This window comes from Salipaludibacillus sp. CF4.18 (assembly GCF_051262595.1).
Classification (GTDB): Bacteria; Bacillota; Bacilli; order Bacillales; family Salisediminibacteriaceae; genus Salipaludibacillus; species Salipaludibacillus neizhouensis.
In genome coordinates, this window is sequence record NZ_JBIMEV010000044.1 from 15,900 (window position 1) to 37,617 (window position 21,718).

General features: G+C 38.2%; 11 protein-coding genes and 1 riboswitch. Of the genes, 8 read left to right on the plus strand and 3 right to left on the minus strand.

Features of this window, described 5'->3' with window-relative positions; translation table 11 throughout:
• The first annotated feature begins 23 nt into the window (after positions 1-23).
• The 3 genes from ACHABW_RS19725 (at position 24) to ACHABW_RS19735 (ending at position 1,711) form a co-directional block, all read left to right on the plus strand.
• Positions 24-167 (plus strand): hypothetical protein, encoded by a 144-nt coding sequence (locus ACHABW_RS19725; RefSeq protein WP_435757844.1) that lies wholly within the window; start codon positions 24-26, stop codon positions 165-167.
• A gap of 315 nt (positions 168-482) precedes the next feature.
• Positions 483-1,097, plus strand: coding sequence for an alpha/beta hydrolase (locus ACHABW_RS19730; RefSeq protein ID WP_110937022.1), 615 nt, complete (start codon positions 483-485; stop codon positions 1,095-1,097).
• Positions 1,098-1,105: 8 nt separating this feature from the next.
• Positions 1,106-1,711: a flavin reductase family protein gene (locus ACHABW_RS19735; RefSeq protein ID WP_435757857.1), complete on the plus strand. Its 606-nt coding sequence runs from the start codon at positions 1,106-1,108 to the stop codon at positions 1,709-1,711.
• Positions 1,712-1,824: 113 nt separating this feature from the next.
• Here ACHABW_RS19735 and ACHABW_RS19740 read toward each other — a convergent pair whose 3' ends face one another.
• Positions 1,825-3,381: an ABC-F family ATP-binding cassette domain-containing protein gene (locus tag ACHABW_RS19740; RefSeq protein ID WP_110937021.1), complete on the minus strand. Its 1,557-nt coding sequence runs from the start codon at positions 3,379-3,381 to the stop codon at positions 1,825-1,827.
• 248 nt (positions 3,382-3,629) lie between these two features.
• On the opposite strand from ACHABW_RS19740, the gene ACHABW_RS19745 reads away from it, so the two are divergent.
• Complete coding sequence (locus tag ACHABW_RS19745) at positions 3,630-4,757, plus strand: DEAD/DEAH box helicase (RefSeq protein WP_110937020.1); 1,128 nt, start codon at positions 3,630-3,632, stop codon at positions 4,755-4,757.
• A 152-nt stretch (positions 4,758-4,909) separates the two neighbouring features.
• On the opposite strand, the gene ACHABW_RS19750 is transcribed toward ACHABW_RS19745, so the two are convergent.
• Entirely contained in the window at positions 4,910-8,866 is a 3,957-nt protein-coding gene (locus tag ACHABW_RS19750; RefSeq protein WP_435757847.1) for a 5'-nucleotidase C-terminal domain-containing protein, read from the minus strand.
• A 732-nt stretch (positions 8,867-9,598) separates the two neighbouring features.
• Between ACHABW_RS19750 and ACHABW_RS19755 the strand changes: the two genes are divergently transcribed.
• The 3 genes from ACHABW_RS19755 (at position 9,599) to metE (ending at position 17,453) form a co-directional block, all read left to right on the plus strand.
• Entirely contained in the window at positions 9,599-12,880 is a 3,282-nt protein-coding gene (locus ACHABW_RS19755; protein ID WP_435757849.1) for an SNF2 helicase associated domain-containing protein, read from the plus strand.
• Positions 12,881-13,144: 264 nt separating this feature from the next.
• On the plus strand, positions 13,145-14,656 hold the full coding sequence (locus ACHABW_RS19760; protein WP_435757851.1) for a DEAD/DEAH box helicase: 1,512 nt from the start codon (positions 13,145-13,147) through the stop codon (positions 14,654-14,656).
• A 131-nt stretch (positions 14,657-14,787) separates the two neighbouring features.
• Positions 14,788-15,003: riboswitch (cobalamin riboswitch) on the plus strand.
• A 176-nt stretch (positions 15,004-15,179) separates the two neighbouring features.
• Positions 15,180-17,453: a 5-methyltetrahydropteroyltriglutamate--homocysteine S-methyltransferase gene (gene metE, locus ACHABW_RS19765; RefSeq protein WP_435757859.1), complete on the plus strand. Its 2,274-nt coding sequence runs from the start codon at positions 15,180-15,182 to the stop codon at positions 17,451-17,453.
• 321 nt (positions 17,454-17,774) lie between these two features.
• On the opposite strand, the gene ACHABW_RS19770 is transcribed toward metE, so the two are convergent.
• Positions 17,775-19,595, minus strand: a complete 1,821-nt coding sequence (locus ACHABW_RS19770; RefSeq protein WP_435757853.1) for a hypothetical protein — start codon at positions 19,593-19,595, stop codon at positions 17,775-17,777.
• A 113-nt stretch (positions 19,596-19,708) separates the two neighbouring features.
• Here ACHABW_RS19770 and ACHABW_RS19775 point away from each other — a divergent pair, with 113 nt between their 5' ends.
• Positions 19,709-21,622, plus strand: a complete 1,914-nt coding sequence (locus ACHABW_RS19775) for an ABC-F family ATP-binding cassette domain-containing protein (RefSeq protein ID WP_110937014.1) — start codon at positions 19,709-19,711, stop codon at positions 21,620-21,622.
• Positions 21,623-21,718 lie beyond the last annotated feature (96 nt).

Here is a 21,718-nt window from a genome sequence, read left to right on the forward strand (position 1 = left end):
GGGGAGGGGAAAAACTAGAGGGAATGAAATTTAATATGAAAAAAGGGGCGGTAGCACCTACAAATGTAGCAGGTAGAAAACGAGAGGAAGAGCGAGAAAGAAGAAGATTGAAGAAGTCGATTATCGGTAGGTGCTACGGCGGTAGCACCTACAAACGTAGCAGGTAGAAAACGAGAGGAAGAACGAGAAAAGCAGATGCAAGGGGAACGTTAAAAATCAATTAGCTGTTAATAGTGTATTGGATTTGTTTCTTTGCTGTTTTAATAAAATCTTATGTTTTGAATCTATCTGAAAAAGGGGATATACTAAACATACTTACTTTTTGATAGTGCTTGTTTAAGACTAACATGAGACTGAGATAATTATTAAAGGAAAGGCTATGTTTTAATTGTGTGCGGTAGTTTCGGAGGAGGTTCGCTTCACTTACTTCTCATTCAGCATTAATAAACCTAGCCAATTTTTAAAAAAGGAGACGTTAAACCATGAAACATATTTTTAAAAAGGGTAAAGAAGGTTATGAAAAAACGTTATTATTACTTCACGGTACGGGAGGTAATGAAGAGGATTTATTACCAATTGCAGAAATGATTGACCCTGATGCGTCGGTTCTGGGAGTGAGAGGAAATGTTGATGAGAATGGAATGAACAGGTTTTTCCGTAGGTTAGCGGAGGGTGTATTCGATGAAGAAGATTTAATTTTCCGCACAGGCGAATTGAATGAATTTATTGATCAAGCTGCGACTGACTATAGTTTTGATCGTGAGAATCTCATAGCGGTTGGTTATTCTAATGGGGCAAATATAGCTGCAAGTCTTTTATACCATTATGATAATCCTTTTAAAGGGGGCGTTCTTTTGCATCCGATGGTGCCGAGAAGAGGACTTGATTTGCCAAACATGAAAGGCATTCCAGTTTTCATTGGGGCAGGTTCGAATGACCCTATTTGTCCACCGCAAGAAACAGAAGAATTAAGTAAGCATTTAGAAAGTGCAGGAGCAGCAGTTGAGCTATTTTGGGCACATCAAGGCCATCAGCTTACTCGTGATGAAATTGATCAGGCAAAAGGTTGGTACGATAGTCACGTGAAGGGAGAGTAAAGATAATGATGAAGGGATTTATTCCAACAGAATTATCAAAAAAACAAAATTACCAGTTACTCACATCTGCTGTCGCGCCTAGGCCGATTGCGTTTATTACAACAATATCAGAAGCGGGAGTCTTGAATGCGGCACCGTTTAGCTATTTTAATGTGATATCTGCTGAACCACCTTTGTTATCTGTATCGATTGGCAGAAAAAAAGGACAGCAAAAGGATACAGCGCGCAATATCCTTCAAGTTGGAGAGTTTGTCGTTCATGTGACAGATGAAGATATTATCGAAGCGGTGAATCAGTCAGCCATGAATTTACCACCAGATGAAAGTGAAGTAGATAAGATAAAACTTTCTCCCACCGTGAGCGATGTCGTTGGTGTACCGTCAATCAAAGAGACGAAAGTACGTTTTGAGTGTAAATTAGAAAAACACCTCGTGTTTGAGGAAGGCGAATCTGCTACTGATGTCATCATTGGGAAAATAGTCAAGTACCATGTAGATGATGACTTGATAAAAGATGGGGTAGTGGATACGAAGAAATTAAAGCCGGTTGCAAGACTCGGGGGAAAACAATATGCAAAACTAGGGAAAATATTTGAACTGGAACGACCAGAGTAAAAAAAAGATGTCTCAAAAGGTCATAAAGGACTTTTGAGACATCTTTTTAGTTGGCGTTGTTATTTTCTATGAATGTTATCTCGTTTCCGTCAAGCTACCGCTCTGCGTTCTTCCTAGAATACTTTTGTTGTCCAAGATTCACCGTTCCATACGTCTGTCACTACATCCTGATAAAACTCGGGTTCGTGACTGATTAGAAGAATACTGCCTTTGTATTCCTGTAATGCGCGTTTTAATTCAGCTTTTGCATCGACATCCAGGTGGTTTGTAGGTTCATCCAGAACCAAGACATTTGTTTCATTATTTATAAGTTTACACATACGAACTTTAGCTTTTTCTCCACCACTTAGTACGGATACTTTACTTTCAATATGTTTTTGCATTAATCCGCATTTAGCAAGAGCTGCACGTGCTTCATATTGAGAAAAGTGAGGGAATTCTTCCCAGATCTCTTCGATACAAGAGTTCGTATTTTTACCTTTCACCTCTTGTTCGAAATAGCCGAGAAACTGGTTTTCTCCTCGTTTTACGGAGCCTTCCAAAGGTTGAATTTCACCTAGTAAACTCTTAAGCAACGTTGTTTTTCCAATTCCATTTGCACCGACGAGCGCCAGCTTTTGGCCTTTTTCCATACGAAGATTCAAAGGCTTTGATAACGGCTCATCATATCCTATAACGAGATCATTGGCTTCAAATATCAGCTTGCTAGACGTACGAGCTAATTTGAAGTTAAATTCCGGCTTCGGTTTTTCTTGATCCAATTCAATCATATCCATTTTGTCGAGCTTCTTTTGACGGGACATTGCCATGTTCCGTGTTGATACTCTGGCCTTATTACGGGCAACAAAGTCTTTTAAATCGGCGACTTCTTTTTGCTGCTTTTTAAATGCTGACTCAAGCTGTTGTTTTTTCACACCATAGACATGCTGGAAGTGGTCGTAATCTCCCGCATAACGATCAAGTTTTTGGTTATCCATGTGGTAAACAAGGTTGATAACAGAATTTAGAAACGGAATATCGTGTGAAATGAGAATAAATGCATTTTCATAGTCATTTAAATAACGTTTCAGCCATTCGATATGTTGCTCGTCCAAGAAGTTAGTGGGCTCATCCAGTAACAAAATATCAGGTTTTTCCAATAACAATTTTGCCAACAATATTTTCGTGCGTTGACCTCCACTTAAATCGTTCACATCTTTTTCAAGTCCGACTTCATCTAAACCGAGACCACGAGCGATTTCTTCGACTTTTGCATCGATCACATAAAAATCATTGTTTGTAAGAACATCCTGCAGAATTCCTACATCTTCAAGAAGAGTATCCATCTCTTCAGGAGTTACTTCACCCATCTTTTCATACATACCATTCATTTCAGCTTCCATGTCGTATAAGTACTGAAAAGCACTTTTCAACACATCACGCATTGTTAACCCTTTTTCCAGCACAGTATGTTGATCCAGAAAACCGATTCTAACATTTTTAGCCCATTGCACTTTTCCTTCATCAGGATCCAGCTGTCGGGTAATAATATTCATGAACGTAGACTTTCCTTCGCCATTTGCACCAATTAATCCAATATGCTCGCCTTTTAGCAGACGGAAGGAAACATCGTTAAAAATTGCACGGTCACCAAAGCCGTGGCTTAGGTTATTTACGGTTAAAATACTCATAGTTAGCTAACACCTCTATAAAAAATTTGGTTTCTTGGTACAAAGTGAGTTAAACTCAAGCTATAAACTAATTTTGATAGCGATTCGAGTGACTGACATCGTTTAATTCGGACTAGATAGTTCATCTATTTTATAAAAGATAAGAATTTATAAAGAAGACGGCTATGCCATTTTTCTTAGCAAAAACGAAATCATAAAACCACTCGCTAGCAGAGCCAAATTCAAAGATAAGTAAAAAGGAGATATTAATGAACAATCCAAATTCTATCATACAGACTTTCCCACCCTATTTACAAGAGGCGTGGGAGAAATCAGGCTTTACAGATTTTACTAAAATTCAGGCAGAAATGATCGAACCTGCCAAAGAAGGAAAGAATATTATTGCAGAAGCCCCTACAGGTTCCGGCAAAACATTGGCTTACCTCTTACCGAGTTTAACAAAGGTAGATCCTGAACTAAAACAAGCTCAGGTGGTTATTATTGCTTCTTCCAGAGAATTAGTGATGCAAATTGTGGACCAAGTAAATATTTGGTCGGAAGGAAGTAATATTCTATCTGCGGCTTTGATTGGTGGAGCGAATGTAAAACGACAGTTAGAAAAATTAAAGCAAAAACCACATATTTTAGTAGCTACACCTGGTAGGATCATTGAACTTCTAAAAGCAAAAAAAGTGAAACTACATGAAGTGCACACGCTTATTTTTGATGAGGCAGATCAGCTTTTTGCAAAAGAGCATATTAACGAAACAGATGGTCTATTAAAGGGTGTCATGAAAGATTGTCAGCGAATTATATGTTCGGCTACTATACCTAAAAAAATAGAAGACATGGCTAAGGATCGAATTCTCTCTCCTCGAGTCATTAGAATCAATATGGACAAAGATCATCTAGAAAGAGTGAATCATTATTACATCGTTAGTGAAAGAAGAGAAAAATCAAAACTATTAAGAAAATTAGTCCATTTAGAAGGGTTATATGGATTGGCTTTTTCCAATGATGTCCATGAACTTGAAACATTTGCCGGTCGCCTTGAATTCCGTGGGGCGAATGTCGGGATCCTTCATGGGGAAACGACGAAACAAGAACGGGAAAAGGCCATTAAAGCGTTCCGAAGTCAAGAAATACCTCTTCTCATGGCAACTGATGTTGCCTCGCGTGGACTGGATATCGATGACATAACACATGTTATCCAGCTTGATTTGGCGAATGATATTCATCAGTATGTCCATCGGTCTGGACGAACTGGACGAGCTGGCAAGTCAGGCACAGTCGTGTCGATTGTGACAAAAGGGGAGCAAGAAAGACTTCAGCAAATTGGTGATAAGCTAGGATTGAAAATGGAAGAAAAGACAATATCACAAGGTGAGTTGGTTTAAAAGGAATCCACGAATAAGGGGGTGTCATCTGGCGATAATGCCTTGTGACATCCTTTTTATTCGTTTAAGTTATCTTGGACAGTGCTGTGCAGGTCTACCTGATTTTAAAAAAGAGTTTACGAGAAAATCTCGTAAACTCAACAATTTCGTCTCTATTTATTTTTATTCTTCTTTTTTGCTTTTTGCTTTTCTTTTACGAAATCCGGTTTTCCTTTTTTATCAGGTTTACCAGGTTTATCAGGCTTACCGGGTTTATCTGGTTTATTACCAGGCTTTCCTGGTTTGGTTGGTTCTGTATCTTCTACATGTTCGATAATATCTTCCGTTGTTGTTGGTTTTAGTTGATAGACACCGTTGAACTCACTAGCAATACCGATAATATCAACACTGTCTCCATCTGAAAATACAAAGTCAGAGAATACTAGACCTGTTCTGTTGTCGACTCGTATGATCACACTCTCGTCGTCTTTCGATGCTATAAATTCAAATGTGCCGTAACTATTTACTTCTTCCAATTCAGAAATTGTCACTCCTTTTAATGATACTAATTGTCCTTGATTCGTATCATTAATTCCAATTGGGGATACTTCGAGTGCTTCTGGAACAGCTGCACTACCTGTAATCTCCAAATCTGAGACACTTGTTAATTGAAATTCACCATTATAACTTGCCGTTTTTGCTGTAAGCTTCACCGTATCCCCGACAGATACACTGTCATCACCAAAAACATATGTGCCGCCTGTCTCATCTTGCATATAAAAACCGTTACTACCCCATGCGCCTGGAGTGGTCGTAACAACACCTTCGACGGTAACTTCCGTACCGGCACTTGCTACACGTGCTTCTTCAATGGTTACTTCACCTAGAGAATCATTCCCACCTGAGCCGTCTTCTACCTCGACAATACGTCCTTCTGAAGTATAATCAATTGGATTTGCTTCTGTAGTTTCCAGACTTTTCACATAATCAACAAAAGAATCTAAGTCTACTGGTCCCATTATTTCATTCTGACCAAGATCTTTTATTGGACCTTCCGACGTACCCATATAATTATTGACTGTTAATGTATATGTTGTATTTTCATCAATCAGCGAACCATCCATAAACATGATATCGATCACTTCGTTTGTTGCAGAATCCCAAGTATATTTCATTCCGCTAATACTATAATCTGGCCCGTATTGAGCTGATAGTTGTTCATTTAGAATGACATATAAATCGGCGCCTGTTACTTCAAACTCCATTAAAGTATTTCCAAAAGGCATGATGTTGTATAAATCGCCCCATGTCACTTCACCTGCTAGTAACTCGTCTCTAATTCCTCCGCCATTCATCATTGCAAAGTCGCTGTCCATCGAATATAACATGGCATCTGCAATTAAGTTTCCTAAACCGTGGTCACCATCACCCGTATAACTGCCTGTCATCGTATTGGCGTTATAACCCAGCACTTCATTCATTTTATCTGAAATGAGATCCTCGTACTTTTCTAATATAGCTGTTACTTCAGGATCTGGATCGATGATACTTTGATCTACAAATACAATTTCTGCTTCTTTACTAACAATATCACCTGTTTCGCGATCAATCTCGATATCAACGTCAGCAAAAGCTTTTCCGTACTCTGATGCTTGTACAATAAGTTTATTATCAACTACTGCATCAACAACTTGGTGATTGTGAGCCGCATAGATAATATCAACTGCATCATCAACTTCATTTGCTAGATTTGCAGAATCTCCGGTAGCAGAATCACCATTTTGATCGGCTGGCATATGTGCTAATACGACTATGGCCTCTACACCGTCAGCTTGCAACTCAACAACTGCCTCATTGACAGCTGTAGCCTCATCGGTAAATTCAATATCTTCAATTCCAGCTGGCATTACCATATTGGCTGATGCCTGCGTATTAACTCCGATAAATCCAATTTTTTCGCCATCTACTTCTTTTACTGTGTAGGGATCTAAAATGGTTTCGCCTGAATCTTTATAGACACAGTTTGCACAAAGGTTATCAAAGTTCATCCCATCATAACCTTCTGTTCCTAATCCTTCGGGATGATCACCGCCATTTACCATGCGAATTAGTTCGTCTGTACCTTCGTCAAACTCATGATTGCCTACTGTACCAATGTCAAAACCGATTTCTTCCATAATTTCTACCGTCGGTTCATCTTGATAAAGTCCTGATACTGGGGAGCTTCCACCAATCATATCGCCAGCATGAACGACAAGAGTATTTTCATTTTCCAGCTTCCTGTTTTTTATAAATGATGACACATAGTCCATTCTTCCAAATGTTCCATCCATCACGCCGTCACCATCAAGATCAAGCTCATATTCTTGATCAATCTTTCCATGAAGATCGTTCATGCTTAGTAATTGCACTTCTAAAAGATCTTCGGATGGTACTTCAGGATATGTTCCATCAGCTTCTGCCGGAACATATCCTTGAGTTTCGGCTTCTTCTTCACTAGCGAAGAAAATGCGCTTATCCACTGGTACTAGATTCCATTCCAGAGGTTCTACATATTCTTTTGTATCGGAGTGACCAACATATCTGTGGAAATCTCCACCTTCCAAAATTGCGCGATATTCAAATGGTTGTTCAATTAGTGGGTCTTCTGGATTCCAAATTCCTTTTTCAGTATTTTTTGCTTCTCTTGTAGCTGATTGGAATTGTTCATATTCTTCTTCATCACCAACTGGCCAAATAAAGTATGAAGATGCATAACCTTCTTTTACCATTTCTAAGTTCGTGTTAATACCATCTTTATTAATGACTTGAGCAAGCAAACGACCATATGCGTCCGTTGGTTCTTCACCGACTTTCAGGGTAACTTCATCGCCTTCTTGCAATAGCCCCTTTAAGTAATCGGTAGCATACACCCCATGTTTATTTTGATTATCTCCATGAGCCCCATTTGCTGAACCCATCCCTGTTTCGGGAGTATCAATATTTACAAATCGAACACGATCAGCTCCCAGTACTGGAGTGTTTAAGCGGATAGTATCGCCATCGGTTACATACATAACTGTTGAAGTATATTCACCAGAAGCAGTTGGAGGTTCTGGTTGCTCATCGGCAAGCGAAATGTCACTTGCTCCAGTTGGAATTAATTGATAGGAATTGTATTGACTCATAATCGCTGTCACATCATACCAATTTCCTGCTTCGATCTCTGAAATTGGAAGTGAACCATCCATGATGCGTAATGTTGTCCCGTTAAAGTCTCCATCAACTAGGGAAATATTATAGCCGCCACCAGCTGGACTTTCAGGAATATTATTCACGTATCCAGTGACGTTAACTAACTGTCCCTCATATTGTTCTGCGAACGAACCATCAGTCATTTCTGCTAATGTAATAGGTTTTGGCTCGGGTAAAGGTTGATCTTGTTCAATTACTTCTACCGCACTGGGTATAATTTCTTTTAATCCGTTATATGTTTCTAGTTCTCCAGATACTTTTACTTTGTCTCCCTTTTCCAGAGACGGCAATTCTCCTTGTTCATAAGAAAACAGGTTAATTCCGCCTGTATCATCCTGAATATAGGTAGAATATTGACCATTTCCAATGGTGGAAGGACTAGCAAGAACTATTCCTTCCACCATTGCCAATTGGCCATCAGCTAAATCACGTGCTTCGTCAATACTGATCGACTCGTTAGGTTCTTCAGGTTCCTCGGGTCCAGTCGGCACGGAGGGATCAACAAATTCAATGTTTGAAACCCCGGTTATAGCTTTAACTGAAAAGTAATGTCCAATCTTAGCAGTAATAATAACTTCTTTATCTAGAGCATTAAGATTAAGCTGTGGATTGAATGTATCTCTTTGATCGGATTCTAATTTTACATTGATAGAAGAAGATGTGTCTTCCAATGAATCAGATAACTTAAGAGCATAGTTACCATTAAATGCATCAACTATGTACCCTTTTACAGTGACATCCGTTCCAACTTCTAATTCAAGCACCTCAGCGACTGTTAATGGTTCCTCATTTTCTGCTGCATTCGCCATAGGAGCAAACACACTGGATAAGTTTGCCATCAATATAATAGCAATTAGGAAACTAGTAAAAAACTTATTTTTTGATAGATTTCTCATTGTTACCTCCTCATATTTTAATAGATTTAGGGATTATCATATACGTAGTAATCAAACTATAAAGCAATGTTGCAAGGTAACCTGTCAATATTTATTCAGTTAATTCAAAATATTAAGTTTTTATAGTGTAGGTTTTACGATTGCTAGTTACAGAAAACTACCCCTGCTTTCAATGATTGAAGATATGCAAGATTGGTAATCCTAGTATAGGCATCAGGAAGAAGAGGCTTTAGCATTCAGGTAAATTTCAAGCAGGATCTTACGTGAGCAGATAAATCTTTAATAATAAAAGCACAAGAAAATATAATCATACATACACTAAAAAATCTTAATTTACATGGCATAAAACTACATAAATACGCTCCTTTCGTTTTATATGTACAAGATTCACTTTACAGATAACATATTAACCAGACTTTACATTCCTTTAGTGTTTAAGTTAATTTCATGTTAATTCTGTAATCTTTGTTTATTTTCATTAATATCTAAGATCATTTGGTTAGGTGAAACTCTTGATTTTAGAGAATGTTGTATGCTTTCGAACAGAGGGCTCGAATCCACATACCAAGTACTAATTAAACCTGTATTCAGTGATAACAAAACCAAAATATAAAGAATAATATATTTGTTCATCATTAAAATTTAGATTTATTTCAAATTTTTTGGTAAGATTAAAAGATTAGATATTTTTATGACCTAGATTTCAATTAAATGGAAAAGCAGGTGGGGAAAATGAACCTGAAAACAATGACAATAGAAGATATATCCAATATTTCCGCACATACGCAAACTTTCAATAAAGGAAAGAAATACTTCCAATTAAATAACGTTTTGGATTTATCAATAAATAAGGAAAAGTCTATGTATGAAGCTGAAGTAGCAGGGAACGAGCTTTATAAAGTTGAAATTGGATTTGATTCGAGTTTGAATTTGAATCGGATGGAATGCTCTTGTCCAGCAGATGAAGCATACTCTGGACCGTGTAAACATGTTGTTGCAGCACTTATTGCCATCTCTGAAGACAAGAAGGGGCAAGCAATGTTAAGTGAAATAAATGCTGACGTAACTGCTCAAGTTTCCCAATTTAATGTGACTTCGGAAGAAAGAAAGAGAACTTCGCAACTCATTGAATCATTTGAACAATTATACGTAAAAAAACAGGAAACATTTCATGAACGGGAAGCATTGCAAGTGGAATATACGATTAAGTTAGAATCCACATTCAGCAAAAGAATAGCCGGAGCAATTGAATTAGAATTGAAAATTGGACCTAAACGATTGTACGTCGTAAAAAGCATTACCGATTTGTTAAAAGCAGTTGAAGAGAACGAAGCACTGAAATTTTCAAAACTATTTACGTATCATCCATCCGACTATTTCTTTGAAGAAGAAGATATTGAAATCTTTCGTAAAATGAGCATGATTTTAGATATGAAAAAATCGGATGAACCTGCTTTCTCTTATTCTTACTTGAGAAGAACAGCGGAACAGCAGCGGAGTTTTCATATTCCCTCCTCATATGTGATGGAGATGCTTCAGTTGTTACAACCACGAAAAATAGTCATTGAAGATGCATTTAGTCCTCTCGATCATTTTGAAATCAGTACAGGGAAGCCACCACTAGAATTTAGTGTAGTGGAGGATTCGTCAAATCAAGGTATTTATCGGATGAAATGGGAAGGAGCCATGTATGCTCAATATTTTGGCAAACGATACGGGCTCTTATATTTATTAGGAACTTTTTACCCTTTAGAAGGGGCACAGCTTGAAGCGTTCGATTCTTTGTTTTTTCAAATGGTACTCGAAGATACGCCGGAATTGCTCGTAGAAGAAAATCAATTAGAAACGTTTGCTTCGGTTGTTTTGCCTAGGCTAAGAGAAATAGGTGACGTCTCCCTGAGCGATTCCATCCGGGAAAACATTCAAATGTCGCCATTGGTTGCTAAGTTATATGTAGATTATAATGAAGAGAGGGCAACAGCTGAAGTGGTTTTTCAGTATGGAGAAGTAACTTTTTCTCCGTTTAAACAAACCGAAAAGGAAGGAAATCAGCTGATTGTCAGGGACGTTGAAAAAGAATTTTATTTATTGTCGTATATTGAAAACGTGCCTTTTAAATTCAATGGTACAGAACTGTATCTGGATGACATAGAGGAAATTCTTCACTTCGTTTCTTACGATATACCGGAACTCTCGGAGCTGTTTCACTTGTATGCTACGTCAAACTTACGGAATGTTGTCTATCAGCCGCTAGAACGTCCCGCTGTAAAAGTAGAAACGAATGAGAAATTCAATTATTTAGATGTGGAGTTTGAAATTGAAGGAATTTCTGAAGAAGAAATGTCAGAGGTTTTAAGAAGTCTTTTAGATAATAAGAAATATTACCGTTTAGATTCAGGAGCATATCTTCATTTGCAAAGTGAAGAGTTTCAAGGAATGAAACAAGTGATGGAGGATCTTGAAATATCCAGTAAGGATGCATCAGCAAGTGCTCAAGTTCCTATGTATCGTGCTTTTCAACTCTCGGAGACCAATGAAGTGCTGGTTAAGAGAGATCGTGCTTTCAAAAAGCTTATTGAACGACTGACCGATCCTGAGGAGATTGACTTTCCAATACCAGCTCATTTAGATGATGTGCTCAGAGACTATCAGAAACGTGGTTTTCAATGGCTAATGTCCCTGTCCTACTATGGATTTGGCGGAATTTTAGCGGATGACATGGGATTGGGAAAAACACTTCAAACGATTGCCTATTTGCAGGCTGTGAAAGAAGAGTATGATGCGGGACCGGCTCTTGTTATTTGTCCATCAAGTGTTGTCTATAACTGGCAAAAAGAGATTGAACGTTTTGCTCCCACCTTAACCACTGCAATTATCTCAGGATCGTTAACGGAAAGAAAAGAGGTACTTGAACAGGCAAAAAACTGTGATGTATGGATTACTTCCTATCCGTTAATTCGTCGGGACATCAAAGATTATGAGGAACAGTCTTTTACAACAATGGTCTTAGATGAAGCACAGTATATAAAGAACGAGGGTACACTGACAGCTAAAGCAGTGAAGGCAATAAAAGCATCGAAAAGTTTTGCATTGAGTGGTACTCCAATCGAAAATTCGCTGGATGAGTTGTTCTCCATATTATCTGTTGTCCAACCGGGAATTTTCAAAAATAGACATATGTATAAAAATATGGAGGAAGCTAGAATTGCAAAACGTATAAAACCGTTTGTAATGAGAAGAATGAAAAAGGATGTATTAACAGAACTTCCAGAGAAAATTGAGTCCGTAGAGTACACAAACTTAACAAAAGACCAGAAGGCATTGTATTTAGGGCAACTTCAGCTTTTACAGGCAGAAGCAAGCTCAGCTATTCAAGAAAATAAATTACAGGAAAATCGTATGAAAATACTTGCTGGATTAACAAGACTAAGACAGATTTGCTGCCATCCAGGTATGTTTTTAAAAGAATATGAAGGAAGTTCGGGTAAATTAGAGCGATTAATGGAATATTTAGAAGAAGCACGAAACTCAGGAAGACGAGTGGTGCTGTTTAGTCAGTTCACAACAATGCTTTCGATTATTAAGAGTCGCCTATTTGAAGCGGGACGGGATTATCATTATTTAGATGGTTCGACTCCCGGAAAAGACAGAGTAGAACTTGCCGAGAGATTTAATAATGGCGAAAAAGACTTATTTCTCGTCTCTTTAAAAGCAGGTGGAACAGGGTTGAATTTAACCGGAGGAGACACGGTCATTTTGTTTGATTCGTGGTGGAATCCTGCCGTGGAAGAACAGGCAGCAGACCGCGTTTACCGATATGGACAAAAACGAGTCGTGCAAGTGACTAAAATGATTACAACAGGAACAATCGAAGAAAAAATTCACAAGCTACAGGCGAAGAAACGTGATCTATTAGATCGTGTGATCCAACCTGGCGAAACAATGATTACATCGTTAGGCAAAGATGATATTGAAGAGCTGCTTGATCTTAAGTCATTGGCACCTAAAACGTAGAATGAAGAAATTAGTGGTCAGTTTGGTAAAAATATGATATAGTTAAAAGGTTGATTTAAAATCAATAAAAAAATACATGAAATTCATCCTTTTCGTATAAGATAAAGATGAAGCCCTTCAAAACGAGGATAACATAAGCAGCTTGTTCCGTTTATCTATAAGGAATGGGCTGTTTTCTTTAAATATTATTGATATAGCGCTTAGTAATTTTAAGAATTACCTTGCGCCGTTACGGGAAAGATGAACCAAAAGGAGATTATAAATTTGGCACTTTTTAAAGATTTAAATATCGAGGAACCAATATTAAAAGCGATCGAGAAAATGGGATTTACGGAAGCAACACCAATTCAGGAACAAGTAATACCTGTTGCAAAAGATGGTAGAGATGTTATTGGACAGGCTCAAACTGGTACAGGTAAGACCGTAGCATTTGGTATTCCTTTGTTAGAATCAGTTGATCCGAAAGCTCGTCATCCTCAAGGTCTAGTATTAGCTCCAACACGTGAGTTAGCTATGCAGGTTTGTGAAGAGTTAAATAAGTTAGGAAAAGAAAAAGGAGTTACAGCTTTGCCAATTTATGGTGGGCAAGAAATTTCGAAACAAATTCGAGGTTTGAAAAAAAATCCACAAATTATTGTTGGTACTCCTGGTCGTTTTATGGATCATATGCGCCGTAAAACAATTCGTCCTGAATATATGAACACAGTAGTATTGGATGAAGCAGATGAAATGTTAAGCATGGGTTTCATTGAAGATATTGAAACGATCCTTAAAGAAGTTCCAGAAGATCGTCGGACGATGTTATTCTCTGCAACAATGCCGAAGCGATTAAAAACAGTTATTAATTCGTTTATGACAAACCCAGTTACTATTGCTATTAAATCAAAGGAAATGACTGTCGAAAATATTGAACAACGATATATTGAAGTGCAGGAAAAGCAAAAATTTGATGCTCTAAGTCATATTTTAGACGTTGATCCACCAGAATTAGCGATTGTTTTTGGTAGAACAAAACGTCGCGTCGATGAATTAACAGAATCACTAGGTATTCGTGGATTCGCTGCTGAAGGTTTACACGGAGACATGAAGCAAGAACGCCGTGATGCAGTTATTCGTAAATTCAAACGTGGAACAATCGAAATTCTCGTAGCTACAGATGTTGCTGCTCGTGGACTAGATGTAAATAATGTTACGCACGTCTTTAACTTTGATCTTCCTCAAGATTCGGAAAGCTACGTTCACCGAATTGGCCGAACTGGCCGAGCAGGAAAAAGTGGTATCGCATTTAGCTTTGTGACGCCAAAAGAACGTGATCATCTTAAAATCATTGAGAAGGTTACTAAAAAAACAATGAAGCGTCAATCTATGCCTACGTATGAAGATGCTTTAGCTGGTCGTCAAGATCGTTCTGTGAATCACTTACAGGAGTCTCTACGTAAAGGTAATTTTGAACATTTAATGGCAGCGGCTAAGTCTTTATTGGCTGAGCATGATGCTGAGACACTTGTCGCAGCAGCTTTGAAAACGATGACGAAAGAGCCAAGTCAGACACCAGTTCGTCTTACAAGCGAAGCTCCTGCCCACTCTAAACGACGTGGCGGCGGAGGTGGCGGAAGCTACGGCGGCGGTGGTAAACGACGTGACGGAGGTGGCGGTTCAAGAAAGCCGAACAGTCGTCCACGCACAGATCGTGATCGCGGTCGAAATAGCGGAAGCAGTAGCAGCAGACCAGCTGCTAAAGTTAAATCATTGGCTTATAAAAAAGAGAGCAGATAATAAAAACTTTTTGAAAGGCCTGCATCATTGGAATAAATCCAAGTGGTGCAGGCCTTTTTTCATTCTTGGTATTGATAATTCAATAGTGCGGCTATTGACAAATAGTCTGAAAAGAAGTAAGATTCAAGGAATTTCATAATGATGAAATAGGTTTGTTTAATTTCTCATGTTTTATTAAAAAAAGACTGAATATTAAACAATTAAAAGGGAATCTGGTGAAAATCCAGAACGGTCCCGCCACTGTATTTAATGAGTGAATTTGATGATGTCACTGGAATTGATTTCCGGGAAGGCCAAATTCATGATGATTTAAAAGTCAGGAGACCTGCCTAGTTCTCAACACTGTCGACCTACGGGAAATAGGGAGGTGTCATTAGTATCTCATACAAATACGTAAGGATATTTTTGCCCCTTTTAGAGGTGGCGAAAATATCCTTTTTTTTCGTTTTGATAGGGAATAGATCCTTTAGGTCATCGTAACTCAAACCGAAGATAATAGTTTTAAAAATGAGAGGGGAAAATAATTTTGCAAACAAGTAATCTAGGTTATCCACGAATAGGGCAAGAAAGAGAATGGAAGAGGGCACTAGAATCCTATTGGCAAGGAGATATTACTGAAGAGATTTTGAATGAAAAAATGAAGCAAATTAGACTATCGCATTTGCAAAAACAATTAGATAGTGGAATTGATCTTATTCCGGTGGGAGATTTCAGTTACTATGATCATGTACTAGACACAGCAATGATGTTTGGAGTTATCCCAGACAGGTTTAAATCAAAGCAAAATGATACACTTGAAACATTTTTTTCGATGGCAAGGGGAAGTGAAGCTGGACAAGCAAGTGAAATGACGAAGTGGTTTGATACAAACTATCATTATATCGTACCTGAATTTGAAGCCTCATGGACTCCACAAGTTAAAGAAAATACAATACTCAAAGCATATAAAGAAGCAAAGAAAGAATTAGGCATTGATGGGAAGCCTGTTATATTAGGACCCTTTACATTCTTGAAACTATCTAAAGGGTATGAGCCTAAGGAATTTTCGACTTTGCTTGATAAATTAACGCCATTATATGAGCAAATTATCAAGGAATTACATGACGAAGGTGCCTCACTTATACAATTAGATGAGCCATCATTAGTGACATCATTGTCGCAAGAAGATATTAATCAATTCAAAGAATTATATAAAAAGCTTACAAAGGCTGTACCAGAAGCTAATATCTTTCTTCAAACTTATTTCGATTCCGTCGATTATTATAGCGAGATTGTCTCTCTTCCAGTTAAAGGACTTGGGTTGGATTTCAAGCATGACAAAGGGAAGAACCTGCAATATATCAAGGAATTAGGTTTTCCAAACGATAAAATTCTTGGAGTTGGCCTAATTGATGGTCGAAATATTTGGAAAGCTGATTTAATGAAATCTGTGCAACTATTAGAAGAATTAAAAGGCTTAGTATCCAGTGAGAGATTACTCATTCAAACTTCTTCAAGTCTTTTACATGTTCCAGTATCCTTAAATCAGGAAGTGAAATTAACAAAAGAACTCAAAGACGGGCTTGCTTTTGCTGATGAAAAATTAGTTGAGCTAAAACTATTAGGTGATCATTTCCGTTCTGGTAGCAAGGAATATTCACAAGACTTTCAAAACCATCAAAAACAAGTAGAGGAATTCAACCAATCTCCTTTCAGAAAAGATATTGAGGCGCAAACACTTGCAGGTATTAAAACAGAGAGAGAGCTCTCTTTTGAGAAACGCAAAGGTCTGCAAGAGAAAAAATGGAATCTGCCATTCTTACCTACTACGACTATTGGAAGCTTTCCCCAAACGAAAGATATGCGTCAAGCAAGAACAAAGTGGCGTAAAGGGGAGCTAGACGACCTTAAATACGAGTCGTTAATTAACGAAAAGATTGAAAAGTGGATAGACATTCAAGAAAAGGTTGGTCTCGATGTTTTTGTACATGGAGAATTTGAAAGAAATGACATGGTAGAGTATTTTGGAGAAAAGCTTGAAGGATTCGCGGTTACTAAGAATGGCTGGGTTCAATCCTACGGGTCTCGTTGTGTGAAGCCTCCGGTGATTTACGGGAATGTAAACTTTGATCAACCAATGACTGTGAAAGAAACAGCATATGCACAAACATTAACGAAGAAACCGGTAAAGGGAATGCTCACAGGTCCTGTAACGATCCTGAACTGGTCATTTGTAAGAGATGACATCTCAAACAAGGAAGTAACCAGGCAAATAGCGAAAGCTCTTGTAGAGGAAATTGAAGCGTTAGAGAATGCAGGGATTGAAATGATTCAAGTAGATGAACCGGCATTGCGAGAAGGACTTCCTCTAAAAGCGGAGGATCAACAGGAATACTTATCTTGGGCTGTTGAATCATTCCGTATAGCAACAGCACACGTTCTTCCAACATCACAAATACATACTCATATGTGTTATTGTGAATTTCACGACATTATCGATTCAATAAATGCATTAGACGCTGATGTTATCTCTATTGAAACATCCCGCAGTCATGGTGAACTAATACAAATATTTAAAACGAATGTATATGAAAAAGGAATCGGGCTAGGTGTTTATGATATTCACAGTCCGCGAATCCCAGAAATAAACGATATGGTTCAGGTAATTGAAAAAGCATTGGAAGTTTTACCTGCGAAATCGTTCTGGGTCAACCCGGATTGTGGTCTTAAGACACGTACAGAGGATCAAACGATCGCAGCACTAGAGAATATGGTGGAAGCAACCAAAAAGGCGAGATCACTCATCTCTGCGAAATAAAAGTTTTATAAGAAAAACGGCATAGCCGTCTTTTATTAAATACAGCGTCAGCTTCCACCGCCACGAGTAGCACCTTCGAATTGCGTGTAGGTGCTACTCGAAAAGAAGGGAGGGTTTCCCTTGATACGCGCGGTGTGAAGGTAGCTGCTAATTTTATAAATTATCTCTTAAAAAAAGGATGGTACCGCAAATTGTTTCATGCGGTACCATCCTTTTTTATTGGTTGTTGTGTTGAATATTAATACGATTGTAGTTTTACTTCGAACAGAGTAATCGAATTCGCTCTAAACGGACGATTTTCTTGGGAACGAAGGATTCTATTTAAAAATCTAGTTCTTCGATAACTTGAATGTCTTCCCCTGAATCCATGAAAGATATTGTTATCTCATCACCAGGTTCAATGAATACTGATCGAGGGTATGAAGATGCGTTAACGGTGAAAATTCGATCTTCCCCTTCTAACAATAGCCTGATTGTAACATTATCTTCCCGGTCCCATTGATAGACTCGTTCAACTGTTGAGGTGATTTCAACCATATCAGTTAATTCACCAGGCACAATATCCTCGTCTATATTTCTGGAGAGTTCTAGTTGATAGGCACCAAAAGCCTCCCGTTTTGTTTCTCCGTGACCATATACATTCTCATCACGTGCACTGACAAGCATCACTTGTCTAAAGACAGAATTACGATCCATTAGAGGAACGACCCATGTATATTGACCATATATATTGTACAAGGATGGTGTTCCTGGAACATAGTCATCACGACGGAATGTACGCTCAGCTAAGTTCATTGCAGTTCGACCGTTTAACATTCCACTAGCATCCCGAAAGTAATTCAGATCTCCGGTTCTTGTATCAAACATTGTAAAACCAACCATGGAATTTGAGGCTTCTTCTCCTTCGTTTTGTAAACGCATATGGTCCGTAAACCAGTTTAGCTGAAGGTCCGCATTGACAACGCCGGTCACAGCATCATCAGCGCCCCATTCAGTAGGTTGTGTAAGCCCTTCTCTGCCAAAAAAGCGGTTAATTAAGCCTTGTTTGTAAATACCAAACCATGTGTTTCTCTCTTCGGCAATGTGAGGAGGGTAAATTCTATTTATCCATGCAGGAGTATTTTCAACATCGTATTTTTCCATTTCTCCACTTGCAGGGTTAATGGTGACGACGCCGTCGACTTCTGCCACACGACGAAATTCAGTGAAATGCCCGTAACTAATAATGTAAAAAGGGTTGCCTTCTTCATCAATTTCAAATGTCGTGTCATGCATAACAATCTCTGGGTATTCTGTGCGAACATGACGCTCTAAATTTTCATGGAAATACGCAGACGGAACATAATTCATTTCAGTATAAACAAGTTCAGGTTCTTCCCGAGGGTTTTCTGCACTCACTCTAATGTAACCCGGAACAAAGTCACTTCGATACCAACGGAAAATACCATCATATTCAATCGGAGTAATCCAATAGAGGGATTCATCCGCCCGTTGAATCCTTGTTTCCCCTAGAGTATAAAAGGCCGGATTTTCTAATTGGCCCATTAAAACATTAGACCGGTATTGGGCATAACTTCTTGGCACAATAGGAATATTTTCTTCATTTACAGGATCCATTTCTTCGACTGTAACTTCTTCTCCATCAGCAAGATCAAATTTTACATCTGCTAAAAATAAAGGTTGTATCAGCCAGAATATAGAGAAACCTACGAGCACTATTAATCCAATAGCAGCACCGGTGGTTGCCTGTTTCTTCCGGAAAGATTTTTTAAACATAAAAATAAGTGTGTTATCAACAATTAATCCAATTCCTATGATAGGTAAATAAGCGGCAATAATAGCAGTTAAGCTTTGGTCGAGCAATCCGAAGTAAAATAAAGATACTCCATATATAATACCTAATATGTAACGGACAGGAATCCATTTACGGAAAAATGCCATTCGCCACCAACTGAGTTCAAGCGGCAAAAATAAAAGTGCTAAAAGCGCACTTACTAAAATCATTTGAGTCATTACCTTCACCTCATCCTTATAATCAATCGTTGTACTGTGTTCAATGATGAACCAATTATCTTGTTTTCTAACTAAATTAATTGAATTCCTTTCATAAATAGTTACGTTTAAAAAAGCAAAAAGTTTCACATAGCATCGCTGCTTCTATTATTTTACCATAGGAACTGTGCGGGGACCTATCGCGAATTCCTTTTTTCAGATACAATGAGAGGTAAGAGTAAGTAGAGAAGGATGATCAATTCATGAGTATGTTCAGGGTAACAGATTTACGTAAAACTTACGGGGAGAAAACATTGTTTAATGACATCTCCTTTTCAATAGAAAAAAAAGACAGAATCGGGCTAATAGGTGTGAATGGAACGGGCAAGTCCTCACTATTAAAAGTGTTATCGGGTATTGAAGGTAAAGAAGGTGGAAAGCTAGACCACTCTAATGACTTTCTCCTGGAATATTTACCTCAGGAGCCAATTTTAGAAGAAGAACTAACTGTTTTGGATCAAGTATATTATGGCAATTCAGCTGTTATGAAAACGCTGAGAGCTTATGAAGAGGCTCAAATTCTTTTAGAAAAGAACCCTAATGATGAAGGGGCTCAAAATAGACTCATTAAAGCTCAAGGAAAAATGGATGATGAAGGTGCTTGGGAAGCTAATACGATTGCCGAAACGGTACTGACGAAACTGGGAGTTCCTGAATATTCAAAAAAGGTTAGTGAGCTTTCCGGGGGCCAAAGAAAAAGGGTTTCGATTGCTAAAGCTCTCATCCAACCAGTGGACTTACTGTTATTGGACGAGCCAACCAACCATCTTGACAATATTACAATAGAGTGGCTAGAAGGTTTTTTATCTAACTATCCTGGTGCCATTATCCTAATTACTCACGATCGCTACTTTCTCAATCGTGTTACAAAACGAATTTTTGAATTAGATCATGGGGAACTTTACCAATATGATGGTAACTATGAGTTGTTTCTTGAGAAGAAGTCATTACGTGAACTAGATGAAGGTAATAAAGAAACAAAACGTCAAAATTTGCTGCGCCGTGAGTTGGCTTGGTTAAGACGGGGAGCGAAGGCTAGATCTACAAAACAAAAAGCACGAAAACAAAGGGTAGAAACTCTTCAGGATGACACACCTAATGCGAAGCTGCAAAATGTAGATTTTTCAATCGGATCCCACAGACTAGGGAAAAAAGTGATTGAATTGGAAAACATCAGTAAATCATATGATGATAAAACACTGGTTAACAAATTAGACTATTTAATTATTCCAGGTGAACGTCTAGGTATTATAGGACCAAATGGGATCGGTAAAACGACGTTATTAAACATGATGGCTGGACGAATCACCCCTGATGAAGGAACTCTTGATATTGGTGAAACGGTTAAAATTGGTTATTACACACAAAATCATGAGGAGATGGATGAGAATCTACGCATGATAGATTATATTAAAGAAACTGCTGAAGTTGTGCATACATCCAAGGGAGAAGTTATTACTGCTGAGCAAATGCTGGAACGCTTTCTCTTTTCAAGATCAGCGCAATGGACTCATATTCGCCGATTGTCTGGTGGCGAAAGACGCAGATTGTTTTTATTAAAGACACTAATGGAAGAACCGAATGTACTGTTTCTGGATGAGCCTACAAACGATCTTGATACACAAACGCTATCCGTACTAGAAGATTATTTAGATCAATTTCCGGGAGTAGTCATTACAGTATCCCATGATAGGTATTTCCTTGACAGAGTGATTGAAAAGCTTCTTGTATTTGAAGGAGATGGAAAAATATCACGCTATTATGGTTCCTATAGTGAGTGGTTAGATTCTGAAAAACAGAAACAGGAAGATTCCTCACCAATTAAAAAAGAAAAAATTAATAATGATGAACCAACAGCAAGCAAAGATAAACCGAAGAAACTGGCCTACAAGGATCAATTAGAATGGGATACGATTGAAGACCGAATCGAAACTTTAGAACAAAAGTTGGAAGGCATTGCTGAAGATATAGAAAAAACGGGCAGCGACTTTGATAAGGCTCGGGATTTTATGGAGAACCAGAAAAAGCTCGAAAAAGAACTGGAAGAAGCGATGAGCAGATGGACAGAGTTATCCGTTCTTGTTGAAGAAATAGAATCGGAAAAGCAAACAAAATAGCAAATATTTTGAAAGGGACTGAAAAAAGGGAGATACTTTTTTCAGTCCCTTTTTTTCTAGATAATTTATAAAACTCCTCGGACAAAAACCATCCTC